15 protein-coding genes are annotated in these 17,902 nt (G+C 70.3%); 4 read left to right on the forward strand and 11 right to left on the reverse strand.

The genetic code is table 11. From position 1 onward, the window contains the following. Positions 1–282: 282 nt before the first annotated feature. From NMN56_RS11975 to NMN56_RS12020, 10 genes are all read right to left on the reverse strand, one after another. Positions 283–576, reverse strand: a complete 294-nt coding sequence (locus tag NMN56_RS11975) for an ABC transporter permease subunit (RefSeq protein WP_274045004.1) — start codon at positions 574–576, stop codon at positions 283–285. Positions 577–739: 163 nt separating this feature from the next. Next, positions 740–1,429 (reverse strand): hypothetical protein, encoded by a 690-nt coding sequence (locus tag NMN56_RS11980; protein ID WP_274045003.1) that lies wholly within the window; start codon positions 1,427–1,429, stop codon positions 740–742. A gap of 497 nt (positions 1,430–1,926) precedes the next feature. After that, complete coding sequence (locus NMN56_RS11985; protein ID WP_274040017.1) at positions 1,927–2,925, reverse strand: sugar phosphate isomerase/epimerase family protein; 999 nt, start codon at positions 2,923–2,925, stop codon at positions 1,927–1,929. A 9-nt stretch (positions 2,926–2,934) separates the two neighbouring features. Next, on the reverse strand, positions 2,935–4,182 hold the full coding sequence (locus NMN56_RS11990) for a Gfo/Idh/MocA family protein (protein ID WP_274040018.1): 1,248 nt from the start codon (positions 4,180–4,182) through the stop codon (positions 2,935–2,937). A gap of 110 nt (positions 4,183–4,292) precedes the next feature. Further along, complete coding sequence (locus NMN56_RS11995; protein ID WP_274040019.1) at positions 4,293–5,360, reverse strand: substrate-binding domain-containing protein; 1,068 nt, start codon at positions 5,358–5,360, stop codon at positions 4,293–4,295. Next, positions 5,357–6,304, reverse strand: coding sequence for an ABC transporter permease (locus NMN56_RS12000; RefSeq protein WP_274040519.1), 948 nt, complete (start codon positions 6,302–6,304; stop codon positions 5,357–5,359). The genes NMN56_RS11995 and NMN56_RS12000 overlap by 4 nt, the downstream gene beginning before the upstream one ends. Before the next feature lie 570 nt (positions 6,305–6,874). Continuing rightward, the gene (locus NMN56_RS12005; protein WP_274040020.1) at positions 6,875–8,368 is read right to left on the reverse strand and encodes a sugar ABC transporter ATP-binding protein; all 1,494 of its coding nucleotides are present in this window, start codon (positions 8,366–8,368) and stop codon (positions 6,875–6,877) included. 602 nt (positions 8,369–8,970) lie between these two features. Next, entirely contained in the window at positions 8,971–10,152 is a 1,182-nt protein-coding gene (locus NMN56_RS12010) for an ROK family transcriptional regulator (protein WP_274040021.1), read from the reverse strand. 186 nt (positions 10,153–10,338) lie between these two features. Further along, on the reverse strand, positions 10,339–11,148 hold the full coding sequence (locus NMN56_RS12015; protein WP_274040022.1) for a hypothetical protein: 810 nt from the start codon (positions 11,146–11,148) through the stop codon (positions 10,339–10,341). A gap of 170 nt (positions 11,149–11,318) precedes the next feature. Further along, positions 11,319–11,786 carry a phosphatase domain-containing protein gene (locus NMN56_RS12020; protein WP_274040520.1) on the reverse strand — a complete coding sequence of 156 codons (468 nt, stop codon included), beginning with the start codon at positions 11,784–11,786 and terminating at the stop codon, positions 11,319–11,321. Positions 11,787–11,896: 110 nt separating this feature from the next. Here NMN56_RS12020 and NMN56_RS12025 point away from each other — a divergent pair, with 110 nt between their 5' ends. From NMN56_RS12025 to fdhD, 3 genes are all read left to right on the forward strand, one after another. Beyond that, positions 11,897–13,357, forward strand: a complete 1,461-nt coding sequence (locus tag NMN56_RS12025; protein WP_274040023.1) for an L-lactate MFS transporter — start codon at positions 11,897–11,899, stop codon at positions 13,355–13,357. Further along, positions 13,332–13,484, forward strand: a complete 153-nt coding sequence (locus NMN56_RS12030) for an MFS transporter small subunit (protein ID WP_274040024.1) — start codon at positions 13,332–13,334, stop codon at positions 13,482–13,484. The genes NMN56_RS12025 and NMN56_RS12030 overlap by 26 nt, the downstream gene beginning before the upstream one ends. Positions 13,485–13,586: 102 nt before the next feature. Next, a complete protein-coding gene (gene fdhD / locus NMN56_RS12035) occupies positions 13,587–14,429 on the forward strand; it encodes a formate dehydrogenase accessory sulfurtransferase FdhD (RefSeq protein ID WP_274040025.1) in 843 nt (280 codons plus the stop codon). A 277-nt stretch (positions 14,430–14,706) separates the two neighbouring features. Here fdhD and NMN56_RS12040 read toward each other — a convergent pair whose 3' ends face one another. Next, positions 14,707–15,711, reverse strand: coding sequence for a bile acid:sodium symporter family protein (locus tag NMN56_RS12040; RefSeq protein WP_274040026.1), 1,005 nt, complete (start codon positions 15,709–15,711; stop codon positions 14,707–14,709). A 308-nt stretch (positions 15,712–16,019) separates the two neighbouring features. Between NMN56_RS12040 and NMN56_RS12045 the strand changes: the two genes are divergently transcribed. Then, positions 16,020–17,846 (forward strand): AMP-dependent synthetase/ligase, encoded by a 1,827-nt coding sequence (locus NMN56_RS12045; RefSeq protein WP_274040027.1) that lies wholly within the window; start codon positions 16,020–16,022, stop codon positions 17,844–17,846. Positions 17,847–17,902: the final 56 nt, after the last annotated feature.

The following is a 17,902-nucleotide window of genomic DNA, read 5'->3' on the forward strand; positions in this document are numbered from 1 at the left end:
TGGGGGCGGAGCCCCTTTTGGCGGGGGGATTGCCGGGTGGGGGTCCCCCCGGACGGAGTCTGGGGGAGGAGCCCCCCGACGCCCGGCCGGCGAGGCCAACGGGGGCCAGAGGGCGAAGCCCCCATATCGAACGGAAACGGGCTTCAAATCACAGGAACCACAACAGGGGCACGGGGCGCAGCCCCGAAGCAACGGGCCACGGGGGCGAAGCCCGCAAGACGACAGCGGGGCACGGGGCGAAGCCCGCAGAACAACAACAGGGGCACGGGGCGAGCCCCGAACTCAGCCCCGGGCAACCCGCAACCCCCGAGGCACCAGCACCCGCTGCAACAACGCCAACACCCCATCCGCAGCCAACGCAAGAACCGCAACCCACAGCGCCGCAGCAATAACCCCTTCAAGCCCATACGTGGCCTGCCCAAGAACGATGTCCCCCAGACCGCCCCCACCGGCGACGGTGGCCAGCGTCGCACTGGAGATGACGTAGACAACCGCGATACGCACCCCAGAAAACAACAGCGGAAGCGCAAGCGGCAGCTCAACCTTGAAGAGGATCTGCGCCGGAGTAAGGCCCATGCCGCGCGGTGGCTGGGACCTCAGCCGTCCTCGGGCCGCGCCGCATGACGCGGCCCCTGGACCGGGGCGGCGGAGTCCGGGCGGTGGAGCCGACGAAGCCGTCTCCACCGCCGAGCCGAACGGACGTCTACGTGTGCCCCTACAACTGCGGTTACACGTGCGGTTACGCGTGCGAGCTGATCACACCGCGGGAGCTGAGCACGATGGGTACGCCGTTGGCGTCGACGCCGACATCCCGCTGGTTCGCGTTGAGCGTCGCCATCACCGAGCCGTCCTCGCCGAGAATCCGCGCGCGGAACCGGCCGTCGCTGAGCTTCGTGACCTTGGCCTTCCAACCACCCTCAAGGCTGAAGGTGCCCGGCCCGGTGTGCTCGCCGCCCATCCAGGAGTGGATCTTGCCGTCCAGTGACAGCAGCACGTACATGCCGTTGGCGTCGAGCCCGGCGTCGTGCCCCTTCGTCTCCAGGGTGGCCAGGACGTCACCATCGTTCACGATCTTGGCACGGTAGCGCTGCTCCCCCAGCTCGGAGATCTCGGCCGTACTGCCGTCGGCCAGCTTCTCGGTACGAGCCGGTGACGCCGCCTCGCCCGCGCCGGACGGGGTGCTGTCTCGGCTCGCGGAGGACGCCTCCGTCTCCGTACCCTTCTGGCCCTTGCCCTCACTGCCCTCACTGTTCTTGGCGCCGCTGGACGCGCCGTCGTCGGCGGAGCGGGAGGCGGAAACGGGGTCCTTGCCGGTCGCGGCGGCATCCGTGTCCCCGTCCTGGCAGGCGGTGAGCGAGAACGCGGCGGCGGCGGCAAGGGCCACGAGACCGGCGGAACGGAAGGTACGGCGAGTGCGGTGCGTGGTCATGGTTGAAGTCCCCCAGTGAGTGTCGGGATACGGCATCCCGGCCGCCCCCCTTCCTCCGGGCGGGCGGTCGGCCTGTTCTGTTGTTCGTTGCACCCTGTGAGATGGCGCCCGGGCGGCACTTGTTCACCGGATTCTGTCCGCACCTGGTAACAGGAGGGCGGCGGCCCCGGGACGGCTGAGTTCTCTCGCAATGTTGGCGCGACAAGAACTCCAGGGCAGGCCCCGAGGAGAGCCGGGGGGAGTCCTAGAGGGGGGCGGAGCCCTCCTCTAGCGGGGGGCTGTTGGGGGGCAGCGCCCCTCAACGCCCGGCCGGCGAGGCCAACGGGGCAAGGGGCGAAGCCCCATTAGGAACGGGAGGCCGGGGACTGACCGGTCAGGAAACGGCGAGGACCACACGTGGTCAGGCACCCGCATGGGACCGCAGGCCCGCACGCAGTGCGAGGGGCACACATGGCGTGGGTGCCCACTCAGGGCGGAGCCCTGGAGAGGGAGGGGCGTCAGTTGCCGAACGCCGCGTCGAACGCAGCGCTAGGCGGGTCGTAATCAAAGGCGCGAAGGCGCCTCAACGCCTCGGGCGCACCCGACAGCCGGTCCATACCGGCGTCCTCCCATTCGACGGAGATGGGCCCGTCGTAGGAGATCGAGTGAAGCATGCGGAAGACGTCCTCCCACTGGACATCCCCGTGCCCGGCGGAGACAAAGTCCCACCCGCGACGCGGGTCCCCCCACGGAAGGTGCGACCCGAGGCGCCCGTTACGCCCATCGAGCCGCGTCCGCGACTCCTTGCAGTCGACGTGGTAGATCCGCGACCGGTAGTCGTAGAGGAAACCCGCGGGATCGAGGTCCTGCCACACGAAGTGGGAGGGGTCGAAGTTGAGCCCGAACGCGGGCCGATGGGAAACGGCCTCCAGCGCACGCTGGGTGGTCCAGTAGTCGTACGCGATCTCGCTGGGGTGCACCTCGTGCGCGAACCGGACGCCTTCGGCGTCGAACACGTCGAGGATCGGATTCCACCGCTCGGCGAAGTCCTCGTAGCCGCGCTCGACCATCGCGGCCGGGGTGGGCGGGAACATCGCGACGAGGTGCCAGATGGAGGAGCCGGTGAAGCCGACGACGGTGCGCACGCCCAGCGCTGCGGCAGCGCGTGCGGTGTCCTTCATCTCGGTCGCGGCGCGCTGCCGTACGCCTTCGGGGTCGCCGTCGCCCCACACACGGGGGGCGACGATGGCCCGGTGGCGCTCGTCGATGGGGTTGTCGCACACGGCCTGGCCGTTGAGGTGGTTGGAGATGGCCCAGCATTCGAGGCCGTACTTGTTCAGAAGCGCGCGCCTGCCCTCGGCGTAACCGGGTTCGGAAACGGCGCGGTCGACCTCGAAGTGGTCGCCCCAGCAGGCGAGTTCGAGCCCGTCGTAGCCGAAGTCGCGGGCCAGGCGGCAGACCTCCTCCAGGGGCAGGTCGGCCCACTGGCCGGTGAACAGGGTGAAGTTACGTGCCACGGTGACCTCCTAGGCGGTGGATTCGGCGGAAGCGGCGGACCCCGCAGGGGTGGCGGACCCCGCAGGGGCGGTGGACTCGGGCGACCCCTCCACCAGCGTGTGAACGGAGTTCTTGCCCGCGCTCTCCTCCACCGCCGCGAGCACCCGCTGCACCTGGAGCCCGTCCTCGAAGGACGGCGCGGGCGTGGTGCCCGCCGCGATGGCGCGCACCAGATCGCGGGCCTGGTGGGTGAAGGTGTGCTCGTAGCCGAGGCCGTGGCCAGGCGGCCACCACGCCTCCAGGTAGGGGTGGTCCTGTTCGGTGACGAGGATGCGGCGGAACCCGGCCTCGGCTGCCGCCGCCGTGTCGTCGTGGAACTCCAGTTCGTTGAGGCGCTCCAGGTCGAAGGCGAGGGAGCCGAGCGTGCCGTTCAGCTCGACGCGCAGGGCGTTCTTGCGGCCGGCGGCGACGCGGGTCACCTCGAAGGAGGCCAGGGCACCGGAGGCGAGGCGCCCGGTGAACAGCGCGGCGTCGTCCACCGTCACCGTGCCCCGTTCATCTCCGTGCCCGCCCGCCAGAGGGCGTTCGCGCACGAAGGTCTCGGTCTGCGCGGAGACGCCGGTGAGCGGGGAGCCGACGAGGTGCTGGGCGATGTCGACGGCGTGCGCGCCGAGGTCGCCGAGCGCGCCGGAGCCGGCGTGTTCGCGGCGCAGCCGCCATTCGAGCGGGTGGTCGGGGTCGACGAGCCAGTCCTGGAGGTAGCTGACGCGTACGTGCCGCACGGTGCCGAGGCGGCCCTGTTCGACCAGGTGGCGGGCGAGCGCGAGTGCGGGTACGCGGCGGTAGTTGAAGCCGACCATGGCCACCTGGCCGTTCCGGCGTGCCACACGTGCGGCTGCCGCCATGGCCTCGGCCTCTGCGACGGTGTTGGCGAGGGGCTTCTCGCACAGCACGTGCTTGCCGGCCTCCAGCGCCGCGACGGCGATCTCGGCGTGGCTGTCGCCCGGGGTGCAGATGTCGACGAGCTGTACGTCCTGGCGGGTGACGAGCGCCCGCCAGTCGGTCTCGGCCGCCGCCCAGCCCAGCCGTCCGGCCGCCGCGCGTACGGCGGTGGCGTTCCGCCCGCAGACCGCGGCCATGGACGGGCTGAGCGGCAGGTCGAAGACCCGGCCCACGGTGCGCCAGCCCTGGGAGTGGGCCTGGCCCATGAAGGCGTAGCCGACCATGCCCACGCCGAGCGGCGGTGCGGTGGCGGGCGCGGGGGTGTCGTACGACATTGGTCCTCCCTCTCGGGGGTTCCTATCGGTGTCAGCGGTGGGGGCGAGGCCGCCGGTGACCTGCCACCGGCCGTGGGCTGCGGCCGGTGACCGGCGACCGGTCGGGCCCGTCAGGTGAAGCCGATGGGGAGGTATTCGTCGACGTTCTCCTTGGTCACGACGGCGGAGTACAGCGTCAGGGAGGCGGGGATCTCGAACTCGGCCATCCCGCTGACGCCCTTGCCCTGGCCCAGCGCACGGGCGAGGTCGATGGCCGAGGCCGCCATGGTGGGCGGGTAGAGGACGGTCGCCTTGATGACGCCGTCGTCCTTCTTGATGGCTTCCATGACGCGCTTGGAGCCGGCGCCGCCGACCATCAGGAACTCGTCGCGGCCCGCCTGCTTGATGGCGCGTTCCGCGCCGACACCCTGGTCGTCGTCGTGGTTCCACAGCGCGTCGAACTTGGTCTGCGCGCGCAGGAGTTGGGCCATCTTGGCCTGTCCCGACTCGACGGTGAACTCGGCCGACTGGCGGGCCACCTTCTTGATGTTGGGGTAGTTCTTGAGCGCGTCGTCGAACCCTTTGCTGCGCTGCCGGGTGAGTTCGAGGTTGTCGATCCCTGCCAGCTCGACGACCTTGGCGTTCTTCTTGTCCTTGAGCTGTTCGCCGATGTAGTGCCCGGCGTTGAGGCCCATGCCGTAGTTGTCGCCGCCGATCCAGCAGCGGTACGCCTGCTGCGAGTCGAAGATCCGGTCGAGGTTGACGACGGGTATCCCGGCACGCATCGCCTTGAGGCCGACCTGGGTGAGGGCCTTGCCGTCGGCCGGGAGGATGACGAGGACGTCGACCTTCTTGTTGATCAGCGTCTCGACCTGGCCGATCTGCTGCGCGTTGTCGTTGGAGCCCTCGGTGGACTCCAGGGTGACGTCCTTGTACTTCTTGGCGCGGTTCTTGGCCTGGGTGGTGATGGCGTTGAGCCACCCGTGGTCGGCCTGGGGACCGGCGAAGCCGATGGTCACCTTCTTGCCGGGCTTGTCGTCGGCGACGTTCGCCGAACCGGCCTCGTCCTCTTTGCCGTCGTTGCTCTCGTTGCTGGTGCAGCCGGCGGCGAAGAGCGCGGCCCCGGCTGCCGCCGTGCCGAAGAGCATGTTTCTGCGGCTGGTCGCGGTGATACGTGGCGCGCGTGGATTCTCGGTCATGGCGTGGAACGACCCTTCTGGACCAGGACGGCGGCGACGATGATCGCGCCCTTGGCGATCTGCTGGACGTCGCTCTGGAGGTTGTTGAGGGCGAACAGGTTGGTGATCGTGGTGAAGACCAGGACCCCGAGGACGGAGCCGAGAATCGTGCCCCGGCCGCCGCTGAGGAGGGTGCCGCCGATGATCGCTGCGGCGATGGCGTCGAGTTCGTACAGATTGCCGTTGGTGTTCTGTCCCGAGCCGGTGAGAATGATCAGCATGAAGGCCGCGATGCCGCAGCACAGACCGGACAGCAGGTAGAGCAGCAGCCGCTGCCGCTTGACGGCGATACCGGCGAGCCGGGACGCCTCGGGATTGCCGCCGACTGCGACGGTACGGCGGCCGAACGTGGTCCTGTTGAGGACCAGCCAGCCGACAACGCCCACGAAGGCGAACACGAGCACGATCGGCGGGATGCCCAGCACATATGAACTGGGTACGCCGAGATCGAGCACCGACTCGACGTTCACGACCTGCGTCTTGCCGTCGCTGATCTGCAGCGCCAGTCCGCGTGCCGAGGCGAGCATGGCGAGCGTCGCGATGAACGGCACCATCGGCCCGTAGGCGATCAACAGCCCGTTGACCAGGCCGCATCCGACCCCGACCAGCACGCTGCACAGCAGCATGCCGGTGAGGCCGTAGTCCTGTGTCGCCACCGTCGTCGCCCATACGGAGGCGAGCGCGACGATCGCGCCGACGGACAGGTCGATGCCGCCACCGATGATCACAAAGGTGACGCCGACCGTCACGACTCCGATCACGGACGCCTGGGTGAGGATCAGTTGGAGGTTGTCCGTGCTCAGGAATTCATCCGGCTTGGTCGCAGCGCCGACGATCGCCAGCGCGATCAGAACCCCGAGGAGGGAGAGGTGGCGCACATCGAGGCGCCCGCCGGCCAGCTTCATCTTCCGCCGGCCGTTCTGCTGACCGCTCTGCTCGGGACCTGAACCCCCGCCCGGCGGGGAAACGGGCGCTGCCGCTTCGGCAACGGGCACGGCATCCCTCGGCGCCTGGCCGTTCGGGGGTTTCACCTGGTACCTCCGAGGGAGGCTCCGCGCCCTTCGAGCCGGGGATCGATGGGGCTCCCGCGGAGCTGGTCAGGGCGCGAGGCGCCGCCGTGAAGGCCAACTCCCCTTCCACCCATGGCTGTTAGGGACCGGGACATGCGTGGCGAGAACCGAGAGCGCATGAGCGCAACCTCCCAAAACTTCATACACCCGGGCTGGTTCCAACCCGGCTGGTGCCGATCGTGCAAGTGCTGTCAGGCCGCTGCCCCGCAGCCGACGTGAGCCAGGGACCCCCTGCTTGAGCCGGGGGGAGGGTGCAACGTTGAGAACGGTCGGCTGCCCGCTGCTGGCTGCCGGCTGCCGACTGCTGGTTGCCGACTGTCGGCTGGTGGTTGTCGGCTGCTGGCTGTCGACGGGAGACCGAGGGACGCGGGGGCGCCGGCCCCGCATGAGGTACGGCGGGATGCCTCATGCGGGGCTCCCCTCCATCACGAGGTCGAGGACGCGGTGCTCGTCCAGTTCGGCTGCGGGGGCCGTATGGACGACGCGGCCCTCGCGCAGCACGAGCACACGGTCGGCGAGCCCCAGCACCTCGGGCAGCTCGCTGGAGACGAGCAGTACGCACACCCCCGAGTCGGCCAGCCGCCGGATGACGGCGTACAACTCGGCGCGCGCGCCCACGTCCACGCCCCGTGTCGGCTCGTCCAGCAGCAGCACCCGGCACTCACGCAGCAGCCAGCGTGCGAGCACGGCCTTCTGCTGGTTGCCGCCGGACAGCGTGCGGACGGGGCGCTCGGGGTCGTCGGGACTGAGCGCGAGGTCGCGGGTGTGCGCGACGGCCGCTGCGCGCTCGCGCGTACGGTCGAGCCAGCCGCCGCGCGAGAAGCGGGGCAGCGAGGAGACCGAGACGTTACGGGTGACCGACTCCAGCATCAGCAGCGCCTGCGACTTGCGCTCCTCGGGCGCGAGCCCGATGCCCGCACGCACCGCTGCCACGATGCTGCCGGGCCGCAGCGGACTGCCGTCCACCAGCACGCGTCCGGCCGTCGCGCGGCGTGCCCCGTACAGCGTCTCCAGGATCTCCGAGCGGCCCGAGCCGACGAGACCCGCGAGACCGACGATCTCGCCGGGCCGCAGCTCCAGGTCCAGCGGCTCGAACTCCCCTTCCCGTGCGAGCCCTTCGGCACGCAGCACCGGCTCGGCGCCGGCGCCCACGCCACCGGGCTCGGGCTTCGCGGGGAACGCGTGCTCGACGTCGCGCCCCGTCATCAGCGCGACCACCTCGTCGGTCGGCGTCGTGCGCGCCGGAAGGTTACGGGCCGCGACGCGGCCGTCCTTCAGCACGGAGACCCGGTCACCGATGCGGCGGATCTCCTCCAGACGGTGCGAGATGTAGACGACCGCGACGCCCTCGTCCGTGAGCCCCTTGACGATACGGAAGAGGTTGTCGACCTCGTCCGGGTCCAGCGCGGCCGACGGCTCGTCCATGATGATCAGGCGTACGTCGTGCGAGAGCGCACGGGCCATCGACACGATCTGCGCGCCCGCCGCCGAGAGCCGGCCCACGAGCGTGCCGGGGTCGATCTCCGGGTGCCCGAGACGCGTGAGCAGCGCCACCGCCTTCGCACGGGCCTCGCGGGGGCGGATCACTCCGCGTGAGGCGATCTCATGGCCCAGGAAGATGTTCTCCGTGACGGACAGGTGCTCGACCAGGTCGAGTTCCTGATAGATCGTCGCGATCCCCAGCCGCATCGCGGACACCGGCGTGGACAGCTTCACGGGCCGGCCCTGCCAGGTGATCTCCCCCTCGTCCGGCTGGTGTGCCCCGGAGAGCACCTTGATCAGAGTCGACTTCCCGGCTCCGTTCTGCCCCAGAAGACAGTGCACCTCACCGGCCTCCACATCGAGGCTCACGCCGTCAAGTGCGCGTACTCCCGGAAAGGATTTGGTGATTCCGGACATCGAAAGCACGTGGAAGGACCTCCGTCCCAGCCGTACGTCGTCGTTGCGGCCCCCTACGGCACCGCTTGCGCCACGCCTCGTCCCCTGGCCCGCGCGGCCACCTGGCACCGCCCGCCGGGGCGGGCGGTTGAGCCTCCCGCCGCCGCGACGGCGGGCGAGCGGTCGCACTGCACCTGGTTCTCCGGCCCATGCGGGCCCTTGACACCGCCGAAACGGTCGCCCCCCCTCCCGCCGTCGCGGCGGGTAGAGAGGCCCCGCCCTCATGGCGGGGGAACACGATCGCGCCGTACCTCGCTCTACGGCCCGAACGGGCCACCTGGCACCGCCGAAGCGGTCGAGTCCTTGTCCCGCCGCCGCAGCGGAAAGAAGGGGCGCGCCCCACCTTCACGACGGGGCAACACGGTCACGCCGTACCTCGCTCTACGGCCCGAACGGGCCACCTGGCACCGCCGAAGCGGTCGAGTCCTCGTCCCGCCGTCGCGGCGGAAAGAAGAGGTGCGCCCCGCCCTCGGGCGGGGGAACACGGTCGCGCTGTGCCTCGTCCTGCGGCCGAAAAGGCCGCCCGGCTGCGGGTTGGTGGGAATTCGGGGGCCGTAGGCCCCCTACGCGGGGGAGAACATGTGGTCGCTGGTGAGGCGGGCCGCGCCGGTGACGCCTGCTACCTGGCCCAACTCGCCCAGGACTATGGGCAGGTTGCCGGTCGCCAGGGGGAGCGACTGGCGGTAGACCTGGGTGCGGATGCTGGCGAGCAGCGTGTGGCCGAGGCCGGTGACGCCGCCGCCGATGACGACGAGCCCGGGGTTGAAGAAGCTGACGAGCCCGGCGATGACCTGGCCGACGCGTGCCCCGCCCTGGCGGATGAGGTCGAGGGACGTGCCGTCACCCGCCGAGGCGGCCGTGGCGATGTCGGCCGCTGTGAGGCGCCCGCCGGCTTCGAGAAGCCGGGCGAGTTCGGGCGAACGCCCGTCCCGCGCCGCTTCCTCCGCGTCGCGGGCGAGCGCGGCGCCACCGAAGTACGCCTCCAGGCAGCCCCGGTTGCCGCAGGCGCACTGCCTGCCCTCGGGTTCGACCTGGATGTGGCCGATGTCGCCCGCACTGCCGGTCGTACCCCGGTGGACCTCGCCGCCGACGACGATGCCGCAGCCGATGCCGGTGCCGATCTTCACGCAGAAGAAGTCCCGTACGGAGCGGGCGACTCCGGCCTGCATCTCACCGGTGGCCATGAGGTTCACGTCGTTGTCGACCATGACGGGGCAGCCGAGTTCCTGGCTGAGCGCCTCCCGTACGGGGAAGCCGTCCCAGCCGGGCATGATCGGCGGCGCCACGGGGATGCCCTCCGGGAACCTGACCGGGCCCGGCACACCGATGCCGGCCCCGTCGAGCCCTTCGGCGACCCCGGTGTCGCGCAGTTTGGCGACCATCGTGAGGACCTGGTCGAAGACGGCGACGGGCCCCTCGCGTACGTCCATGGGCTGGTTGAGGTGCCCCAGGATCTCCAGCTCCGGGTTGGTGACGGCGACGTCGATGGAGGTGGCGCCGATGTCGACGCCGAGGAAACGGAGTTGGGGCGCGAGCCGGATGTTGTGCGAGCGCCGCCCGCCCCGTGAGGCGGCGAGTCCGTCGGCGACGACCAGCCCGGTCTCCAGCAGCCGGTCGACCTCGACCGCCAGCTTGGACCGGGACAGGTCGACGCTGTCCCCCAGCTCGGCGCGCGAGCGCGGGCCGCCGTCACGCAGCAGGCGGAGCAGTCGCGCCTGGTGCGCGTTCGCGGGCCGTGCAGTCATGCGCCTCACCGCTACCCCTCCAGCCGTCAAGTCGGCGTCACCGTGCGGGATTTCACGGGGAACCTAGCAGCGGCTCCTGGGGTTGGGAAGAAGTTATGCGGAAACCAGTTCAACTTTCTCCCGACAGTGGACAAAGACTCGCCGCACGCGAGCAACTGGCCTGCCGTCAGGACCACATGGGGGCCGTCACCCGTTTCCCGACCCGGACACGTCCGCTGGAGGAGCGTCGGGCCATCGCGATGCCCCGGCCCGCTGCTGAGGCAGCTCACGTGTGAAGGGGAACCGCTCGCGGCCCTCGTCCAGGAACTTGATCAGTTTGATGAGGGTGTGCTGGATCTCGATCAACCGAGCCTGGACGCGGAACTCGTCCCCCAGCGCTTGGACGGCCGCGTCCAGAGAGGCGAACCACGCGCCGAACTCCTGGTCCCCCTCCAGGCGCCGGCAGAACTCCGCATAGCCGAGGCAGCCCGGCTCCTCCCCGTCCTGCCTGATCATCAACTCGCCGATGGCCCGCTGTTCGCCCCGGAAGAGGCGGAAGTCCGGCCCTCGGTCCCGGTCCGCGCTGAAGCGGTGGGAGACCTCGTGAAGGAAGTTCACCACCTTCCAGTTGTCCTCCCGGTTGCCCAGGTCCAGGAACTGGACCCGCCGCCGGATGATCTCCACCCAGCAGAAGTACTCCGCGATCACATACAGCGTGTTGCGGCGCGCGTACTCCCGTTCCTGCGGGGAGCCGTTCTTGTAGTAGAGCGTCAGAAACCCGAACCGGCTTCGCGCGATGTTGTAGATACGGGACTGGAGATCGTAGGCAGCCCACAGAAGCGGATCGCGGACCCGGCTCATCACGTCCTGCCGGGCCACCTCCCGGTCGAGAGCCGCGGTCTGACGCTCCAACTCAGCAGCCAGCACCGCCTGCCGCCGACTGGCACGCGCACTGATCCCCACACTCACCAAGGCAACAGCCCCGGACAGCAGGGCAACGACCAACTCCGCATTCATGGCCGAGACGGTACGAGACCCCAACGGACCACCGCACACGCTCAGTTCAGAACCCCCGCGTCCGCCGCCCGTCACGCCGCCCGAGTGAGGTGTACCTCGACGGGGCAGGACGAAATGGCCCGCCATGCCGAGGGCTTCGACCACCTGCGGGCCCGGGCACCGAGCCCGGCCTACGTACGGCCCGTCTCCTCCTGTGCCCGCTCCAAGTCGTCCGACCGGGGCGCCCAGTTGGCCTCGATGACGTGGAAGCCGGCCGCCCGGTAGGCCGCACACACCCGGGTGTCGTCGTCCACGACGACGGCGACCGTACGGGACTGGGCCAGGCCGCGCAGGATTTCGGGCTTGGTGACGCGCGCCGGGCGCCGGTCGTTGTCGGCCCGCATCCACAGGTCGCGCGCTGGGAGCCCCTGCGCGGTGAGCCAGCGCACGGTGTCGCGGCGGCAGCGTTCGGGGCGGCCCGTGACGTAGGCGAGATCGCAGGACTCGGACCAGTCCCGGGCGAGTTGGAGGCCCTCGGCGAGCGGGGGGTCGTGGGACGCGGCGCGGAAGAACGCGTTCCAGTCCTTGTGCGGGGGCTCCAGGTGGTGGATGCGGTTGCGTACGTCGGCCAGGGTGCCGTCCAGGTCGAACACCGCCATGGGGCGCGGCACTTCCCGTTCACCGGTCCGCCTCGCGTTCCTCGTCACCCGGACACTGTACGTGCCGCACCCCTGGCCAAGCCGGTTTGATCTTCGTAGGGTGCCTGGTCATGACACGCCCCGCACCATCAGGAACCCCGGCGGCCGGGTTCCTCGACCGTTCACGCACCGTCGCCCCTCCAGGCTGGAGCCGCTGGCTGGTGCCGCCCGCCGCGCTGTCGGTGCATTTGTCGATCGGCCAGGCGTACGCCTGGAGCGTGTTCAAGCCCGCGCTCGAATCCGCGCTGGACCTCTCAGGAACGGCCAGCGCGCTCCCGTTCCAGCTCGGCATCGTGATGCTGGGCCTGTCGGCGGCGTTCGGCGGCACGCTCGTGGAGAAGCGCGGGCCGCGCTGGGCGATGGCGGTCGCGCTGGCCTGCTTCTCCTCCGGTTTTCTGCTGGCGGCGCTGGGCGCGGCGACGCACCAGTTCTGGCTGGTCGTCTTCGGGTACGGCTTCGTCGGCGGCATCGGCCTGGGCATCGGCTACATCTCGCCGGTCTCGACGCTCATCAAGTGGTTCCCCGACCGGCCCGGCATGGCGACGGGGATCGCCATCATGGGCTTCGGCGGCGGCGCCCTGATCGCCTCACCGTGGTCGGCCTCGATGCTGGACTCGTTCGGTACGGGCAGCGACGGCATCGCCGCAGCCTTCCTCGTGCACGGCCTGGTGTACGCGGTGTTCATGGCGCTCGGCGTGCTGTTGGTGCGCGTACCGCCCGACGGCTGGCGCCCGGCGGGCTGGGAGCCGCCGCAGACCGGGAAGGCGCTGGTCACCACGGCGAGGGTGTCGGCGCGCGGTGCGGTGCGTACGCCGCAGTTCTGGTGCCTGTGGGTCGTGCTGTGCATGAACGTGACCGCGGGCATCGGCATCCTGGAGAAGGCCGCGCCGATGATCACGGACTTCTTCTCGGACTCCTCGACGCCCGTCAGCGCCTCGGCAGCCGCCGGCTTCGTCGCGCTGCTCTCGCTCGCCAACATGGCGGGCCGCCTGGTGTGGTCGTCCACCTCCGACCTCATCGGACGCAAGAACATGTACCGCGTCTATCTCGGTGTCGGCGCGCTGATGTACCTGGCCATCGCGCTGCTCGGGGACTCCTCCAAGCCGCTGTTCATCGTCTGCGCGCTGGTGATCCTCTCGTTCTACGGCGGTGGCTTCGCCACGATCCCGGCGTATCTGAAGGATCTGTTCGGCACCTACCAGGTCGGGGCCATCCACGGCAGGCTGCTCACCGCGTGGTCGACGGCCGGCGTGCTCGGCCCACTGATCGTCAACTGGGTCGCCGACTCCCAGGAGGAGGCGGGGCGTTCGGGCCCCGGCCTGTACGGGCTGTCGCTGACCATCATGATCGGCCTGCTCGTCATCGGATTCGTAGCGAACGAACTCGTACGCCCGGTACACCCCAAGCACCACGAGCCCGAGTCGGAGTCCGAGTCGGAGAGTGAAGCCCGGCCCGGGGCTCCGGTACTTCCCGTACAGCAGCAGAAGAAGGAGAAGGAGGCGGCGGATGACACCGGCCGGCACACCGACTGACGGCGCGGACACCGCTCCCCCGCGCAGGACAGCACTCGCGGTGACGTCCTGGCTCTGGGTCGGGCTCCCCCTCGTCTACGGGCTCTACGAGCTGATCAGCAAGGCGACCCAGCTGTTCACGGACTGAGCCCTGCGAGGTCCGGAGTCTTCCGACGACCGGGTTCCTCGCAGAACTGAGCGAGAATGGCATGGTCAGACGCCAGTACGACACCCCGGGGGTGAACGGACCATGGGAAGGGTCACCGCACGGCGCCCCGTCCTCCGTATCCGCGACGGCGCGGTCAGTTCCCGTCCGGACACGCTGGTCGCCGAGGAACCGCTGGAGATCAGGCTGAACGGGAAACCGCTCGCCATCACCATGCGTACCCCCGGCGACGACTTCGCGCTCGCCGCCGGCTTCCTGGTGAGCGAGGGCGTCCTCGGCACAGCCGACGAGCTGGCGAACATCGTGTACTGCGCGGGCGCCCAGGACGACGGGGCGAACACGTACAACGTGGTCGACGTCCGCCTCGCACCCGGCGTCGAGGTGCCCGACATCACGCTGGAGCGCAACGTCTACACCACGTCCTCGTGCGGCCTGTGCGGCAAGGCCAGCCTGGACGCGGTGCGTACGACGGCGCGCTGGTCCCCCGCCGGGAGCGGCCCCGGCGGGATCACGCCGGAGACCCTCGCCCTCCTGCCCGACCGTCTCCGCGCTGCGCAGCGCGTCTTCGACCGTACGGGCGGGCTGCACGCCGCGGGGCTCTTCTCCGCCGGGGGTGAACTCCTCGATCTGCGCGAGGACGTGGGCCGCCACAACGCGGTCGACAAGATCGTCGGCCGCGCACTCCAGCAGGGACTGCTGCCGCTGGCCGACTCGATACTGATGGTGTCGGGCCGCGCCTCCTTCGAACTGGCGCAGAAGGCGGTGATGGCGGGCATCCCCGTACTCGCGGCCGTCTCGGCGCCGTCGTCCCTGGCGGTCGACCTGGCAGAGGAGTCGGGGCTGACCCTCGTCGGGTTCCTGCGCGGTTCCTCGATGAACATCTACGCGGGCGCGCACAGGCTGGCGCTCCCCGTGGAGGCCCGGTGACCTGACGGGCCCGCACGACAGCGTGCACGACAGCCCGCACGACAGCCCGCACGTCGGGCGCCGCGTAGCCAGGGGCCATCCCCGTGCCCCGTGCTCCGTGCCCCGGCCGCAACGGTTCGCCGCCGCGCCGGTTCGCCGCCGCACCGCAAAACTCTTCCCGCCGCAGCGGCGGGAGCCCACGGAGCGCAGCCCGGCGGTGCCACCCGGCCGCACCCCGACGGTCTCCGTACCTCCTTGGGTCTTCAACCGCGAGGTGCCTCGGCCGGCAGAGGCCCCCTCACCCCCCGGCCGGTACCGAAGGGGCCACGGGCGCCGGTTCCTGCCGCTCGTCCGCTCCGCGAGACCACCGCTTCGCGAGCACGGCGCACACCATCAGCTGCATCTGGTGAAAGAGCATCAGGGGCAGCACGGCGAGGCTGGCCTGTGCGCCGAACAGGACGCTGGCCATGGGCAGTCCGGCGGCCAGCGACTTCTTGGAGCCGGCGAAGCTGATCGCGACGCGGTCGGCGCGGTCGAAGCCCAGCTTGCGCGAGCCGTACCACGTCACGCTCAGCATGAGCGCGAGGAGCACCGCCTCGACGCCGACGAGGGCGAGCAGCCTGGCGGGGGTGACCTGGCCCCAGACTCCCTCCGTCATGCCCTGGCTGAAGGCGGTGTAGACGACCAGCAGGACGGAGCCGCGGTCGACGAAGCCGAGGATGCGCTTGTGCCGGGTGAGGAAGCCGATGAGCCAGCGGCGCACCAGCTGCCCCGCGATGAACGGTGCGAGGAGCTGGCTGCCGACCTCGATCAGCCCCGATCCGGAGAGCGCGGCGTGGCCTCCGATGAGCCAGGCGGCCAGCAGCGGCGTGACGATCATGCCGAGGAGGCTGGAGTAGGTGCCCGCGCAGATGGCGGCGGGGACGTTGCCGCGCGCGATGGAGGTGAAGGCGATCGAGGACTGGATGGTGGAGGGGACGAGGCACAGGAAGAGCAGCCCCGTCTGGAGTTCCGGGGTGAGGACGTGCGGAACGAGCCCGTAGGAGGCGAGGCCGAGCAGCGGGAAGAGCGCGAAGGTGCACAGCACGACGGCGAGATGGAGCCGCCAGTGGCGGAGCCCGTCGACGGCCTCGCGGGTGGACAGGCGCGCTCCGTAGAGGAAGAAGATCAGGCCGACGGCGATCTTGGTGGCCCAGGAGAAGCCCTCGGCGGCGCCGCCCGAGGCCGGGACCAGTACGGCGACGAGCACCGTGCCGAGCAGCAGCAGTATGTACGGGTCGACGAAACGGGCGATGCGGCGCATGATCTTCCTCGGTACGTGCGCGCCTGTTCGGAATTCCGGACATACCGCGCTGCGGAATTGTCTTTCCGACCATTCCTCTTCGTGCCACCGTCGCGCAAGCGCGCACCTGGTACGCGGGGAGATCCGGTGCAGAAAGCGCAGAAATCACGGCGCGTTTGCGACGACTTGGCACCCATACCCGCTGGGCCCGTCGAACTGTCCTAATTGACCGACTGACCAGCACCGACCGCCTCCCGTTCGCGCTGCGCATCCGATACGGTCACTCGCGCTGTGTCATACAGCGCCCTGCACGTCGAGGAGCAGTCCCTTTGCGCGAGTTCACCGTTCAGGCCGTGGCGACGGAGGCCCACGTCGGCGGATTGGCCGACGTCGTGTTCGAGCATGCCGACGAGGACCCGGCACAGATCGCACTGGCCCGTAAGGACGCGCGGGGCGAGTGGCGCGATGTGACGGCGGGCGAGTTCCGCGACGAGGTCGTCGCGCTCGCGAAGGGACTGCTGGCCGAGGGCATCCGGTTCGGGGACCGCGTGGCGATCATGTCCCGTACGCGCTACGAGTGGACGCTCTTCGACTTCGCGCTGTGGGCCGTCGGCGCCCAGTCCGTTCCGGTCTATCCCACCTCGTCGGCCGAGCAGGTCGCCTGGATGCTGCACGACGCCGAGGTGTCGGCCGCCGTGGTCGAGCACGAGGACCACGCGATGACGATCGGTTCGGTCATCGACGGGCTGCCCCGGCTGCACCGCCTGTGGCAGCTCAACGCGGGCGCGCTCACCACGCTCATGGAGGCGGGTGCGCACATCGAGGACGAGGTGGTGCACCGGCACCGGCTCGCGCTCACCCCGGACACGGTGGCGACCGTCATCTACACCTCGGGCACCACGGGCCGCCCCAAGGGCTGCGTGATCACGCACGCCAACTTCATGGCCGAGGCCGACAACATCGTCGGCCGCTACGACCAGGTCTTCGGCGTCAAGTCGGGCCAGCAGGGCTCGCTGCTGCTGTTCCTGCCGCTCGCGCACGTCTTCGGCCGCATGGTGGAGGTGGCGGCCGTACGCGGGAAGGTCAAGCTCGGGCACCAGCCGGACATGGCGGCGCGGGCGCTGCTGCCCGATCTGGCCGCTTTCCGGCCGACGTTCATCCAGGCCGTACCGCATCTGTTCGAGAAGATCTTCCGCAGCGCGCGCCGCAAGGCCGAGACCGAGGGGAAGCTCGGCGCTTTCGACAAGGCCGTCGAGGTCGCCGTCCGCTATGCCGAGGCCGGCGAGCGCAAGGCGTTCGGCAGGGGCCCGGGGCCCGGCGCCTCGCTCCGTATGCAGCACCAGGTCTACGACAAGCTCGTCTACTCCAAGCTGCGCGACGCCCTGGGCGGCAGGTGCCGCTTCGCGATGTCGGGCGGCTCCGCGATGGAGCGCCGCCTCGGCCTGTTCTACGACGGCGCCGGTGTACGCGTCTTCGAGGGCTACGGCCTCACCGAGTCCACGGCGGCGGCCATCGCCAACCCGCCCGAGCGCCCCCGGTTCGGCACGGTGGGGCAGCCGGTGCCCGGCACCACGGTGCGGATCGCGGAGGACGGCGAGATCCTGCTGCACGGCGGGCAGGTATTCGAGGGCTATCTGAACAATCCCCGCGCCACGGAGGAGTCCCTTCGGGACGGCTGGCTGGCGACGGGCGACCTCGGCCAGCTGGACGAGGAGGGGTATCTCACGATCACGGGCCGCAAGAAGGAGATCCTGGTGACCTCCAGCGGCAAGAGCCTCTCCCCCGGCCCCCTGGAGGAGCGGGTACGCGAGCACCCGCTGGTGGGCCAGTGCATCGTGCTGGGCAACGACAGGCCCTACGTCTCGGCGCTGCTCACCCTCGACCAGGAAGCGGTGCAGCACTGGCTCGCCATGCGCGAGAAGCCGGAGCTGAAGCCGACCGAGCTGCTGAAGGACACCGACCTGGAGACCGAGATGCGGCGTGCCGTGGTCGCGGCGAACACACAGGTCTCGCAGGCCGAGTCCATCCGCACCTTCCGCATCCTGGCCACGCCCTTCACCGAGGAGCAGGGGCTCCTCACGCCCTCGCTCAAGCTGAAGCGCGGCACGATAGAGGCGGCATACGCCGCGGAGATCGAAGCGCTTTACCGCAGCTGAGCGCCTTGCGCCGGGCCGTCGCCCGGGCCCCGGGGGCGGGGAACACACGTCCGAGA

Origin of the sequence: Streptomyces iconiensis, from assembly GCF_028657195.3 — a bacterium.
GTDB lineage: Bacteria > Actinomycetota > Actinomycetes > Streptomycetales > Streptomycetaceae > Streptomyces > Streptomyces iconiensis.

Coding starts and splice junctions, on each gene's coding strand:
- NMN56_RS11975 (WP_274045004.1), bottom strand. CDS start 576: ATGGGCCTTACTCCGGCGCAGATCCTCTTCAAGGTTGAGCTGCCGCTT.
- NMN56_RS11980 (WP_274045003.1), bottom strand. CDS start 1,429: ATGACCACGCACCGCACTCGCCGTACCTTCCGTTCCGCCGGTCTCGTG.
- NMN56_RS11990 (WP_274040018.1), bottom strand. CDS start 4,182: ATGTCGTACGACACCCCCGCGCCCGCCACCGCACCGCCGCTCGGCGTG.
- NMN56_RS11995 (WP_274040019.1), bottom strand. CDS start 5,360: ATGACCGAGAATCCACGCGCGCCACGTATCACCGCGACCAGCCGCAGA.
- NMN56_RS12000 (WP_274040519.1), bottom strand. CDS start 6,304: ATGAAGCTGGCCGGCGGGCGCCTCGATGTGCGCCACCTCTCCCTCCTC.
- NMN56_RS12005 (WP_274040020.1), bottom strand. CDS start 8,368: ATGTCCGGAATCACCAAATCCTTTCCGGGAGTACGCGCACTTGACGGC.
- NMN56_RS12010 (WP_274040021.1), bottom strand. CDS start 10,152: ATGACTGCACGGCCCGCGAACGCGCACCAGGCGCGACTGCTCCGCCTG.
- NMN56_RS12015 (WP_274040022.1), bottom strand. CDS start 11,148: ATGAATGCGGAGTTGGTCGTTGCCCTGCTGTCCGGGGCTGTTGCCTTG.
- NMN56_RS12020 (WP_274040520.1), bottom strand. CDS start 11,786: ATGGCGGTGTTCGACCTGGACGGCACCCTGGCCGACGTACGCAACCGC.
- NMN56_RS12025 (WP_274040023.1), top strand. CDS start 11,897: ATGACACGCCCCGCACCATCAGGAACCCCGGCGGCCGGGTTCCTCGAC.
- NMN56_RS12030 (WP_274040024.1), top strand. CDS start 13,332: ATGACACCGGCCGGCACACCGACTGACGGCGCGGACACCGCTCCCCCG.
- fdhD (WP_274040025.1), top strand. CDS start 13,587: ATGGGAAGGGTCACCGCACGGCGCCCCGTCCTCCGTATCCGCGACGGC.
- NMN56_RS12040 (WP_274040026.1), bottom strand. CDS start 15,711: ATGCGCCGCATCGCCCGTTTCGTCGACCCGTACATACTGCTGCTGCTC.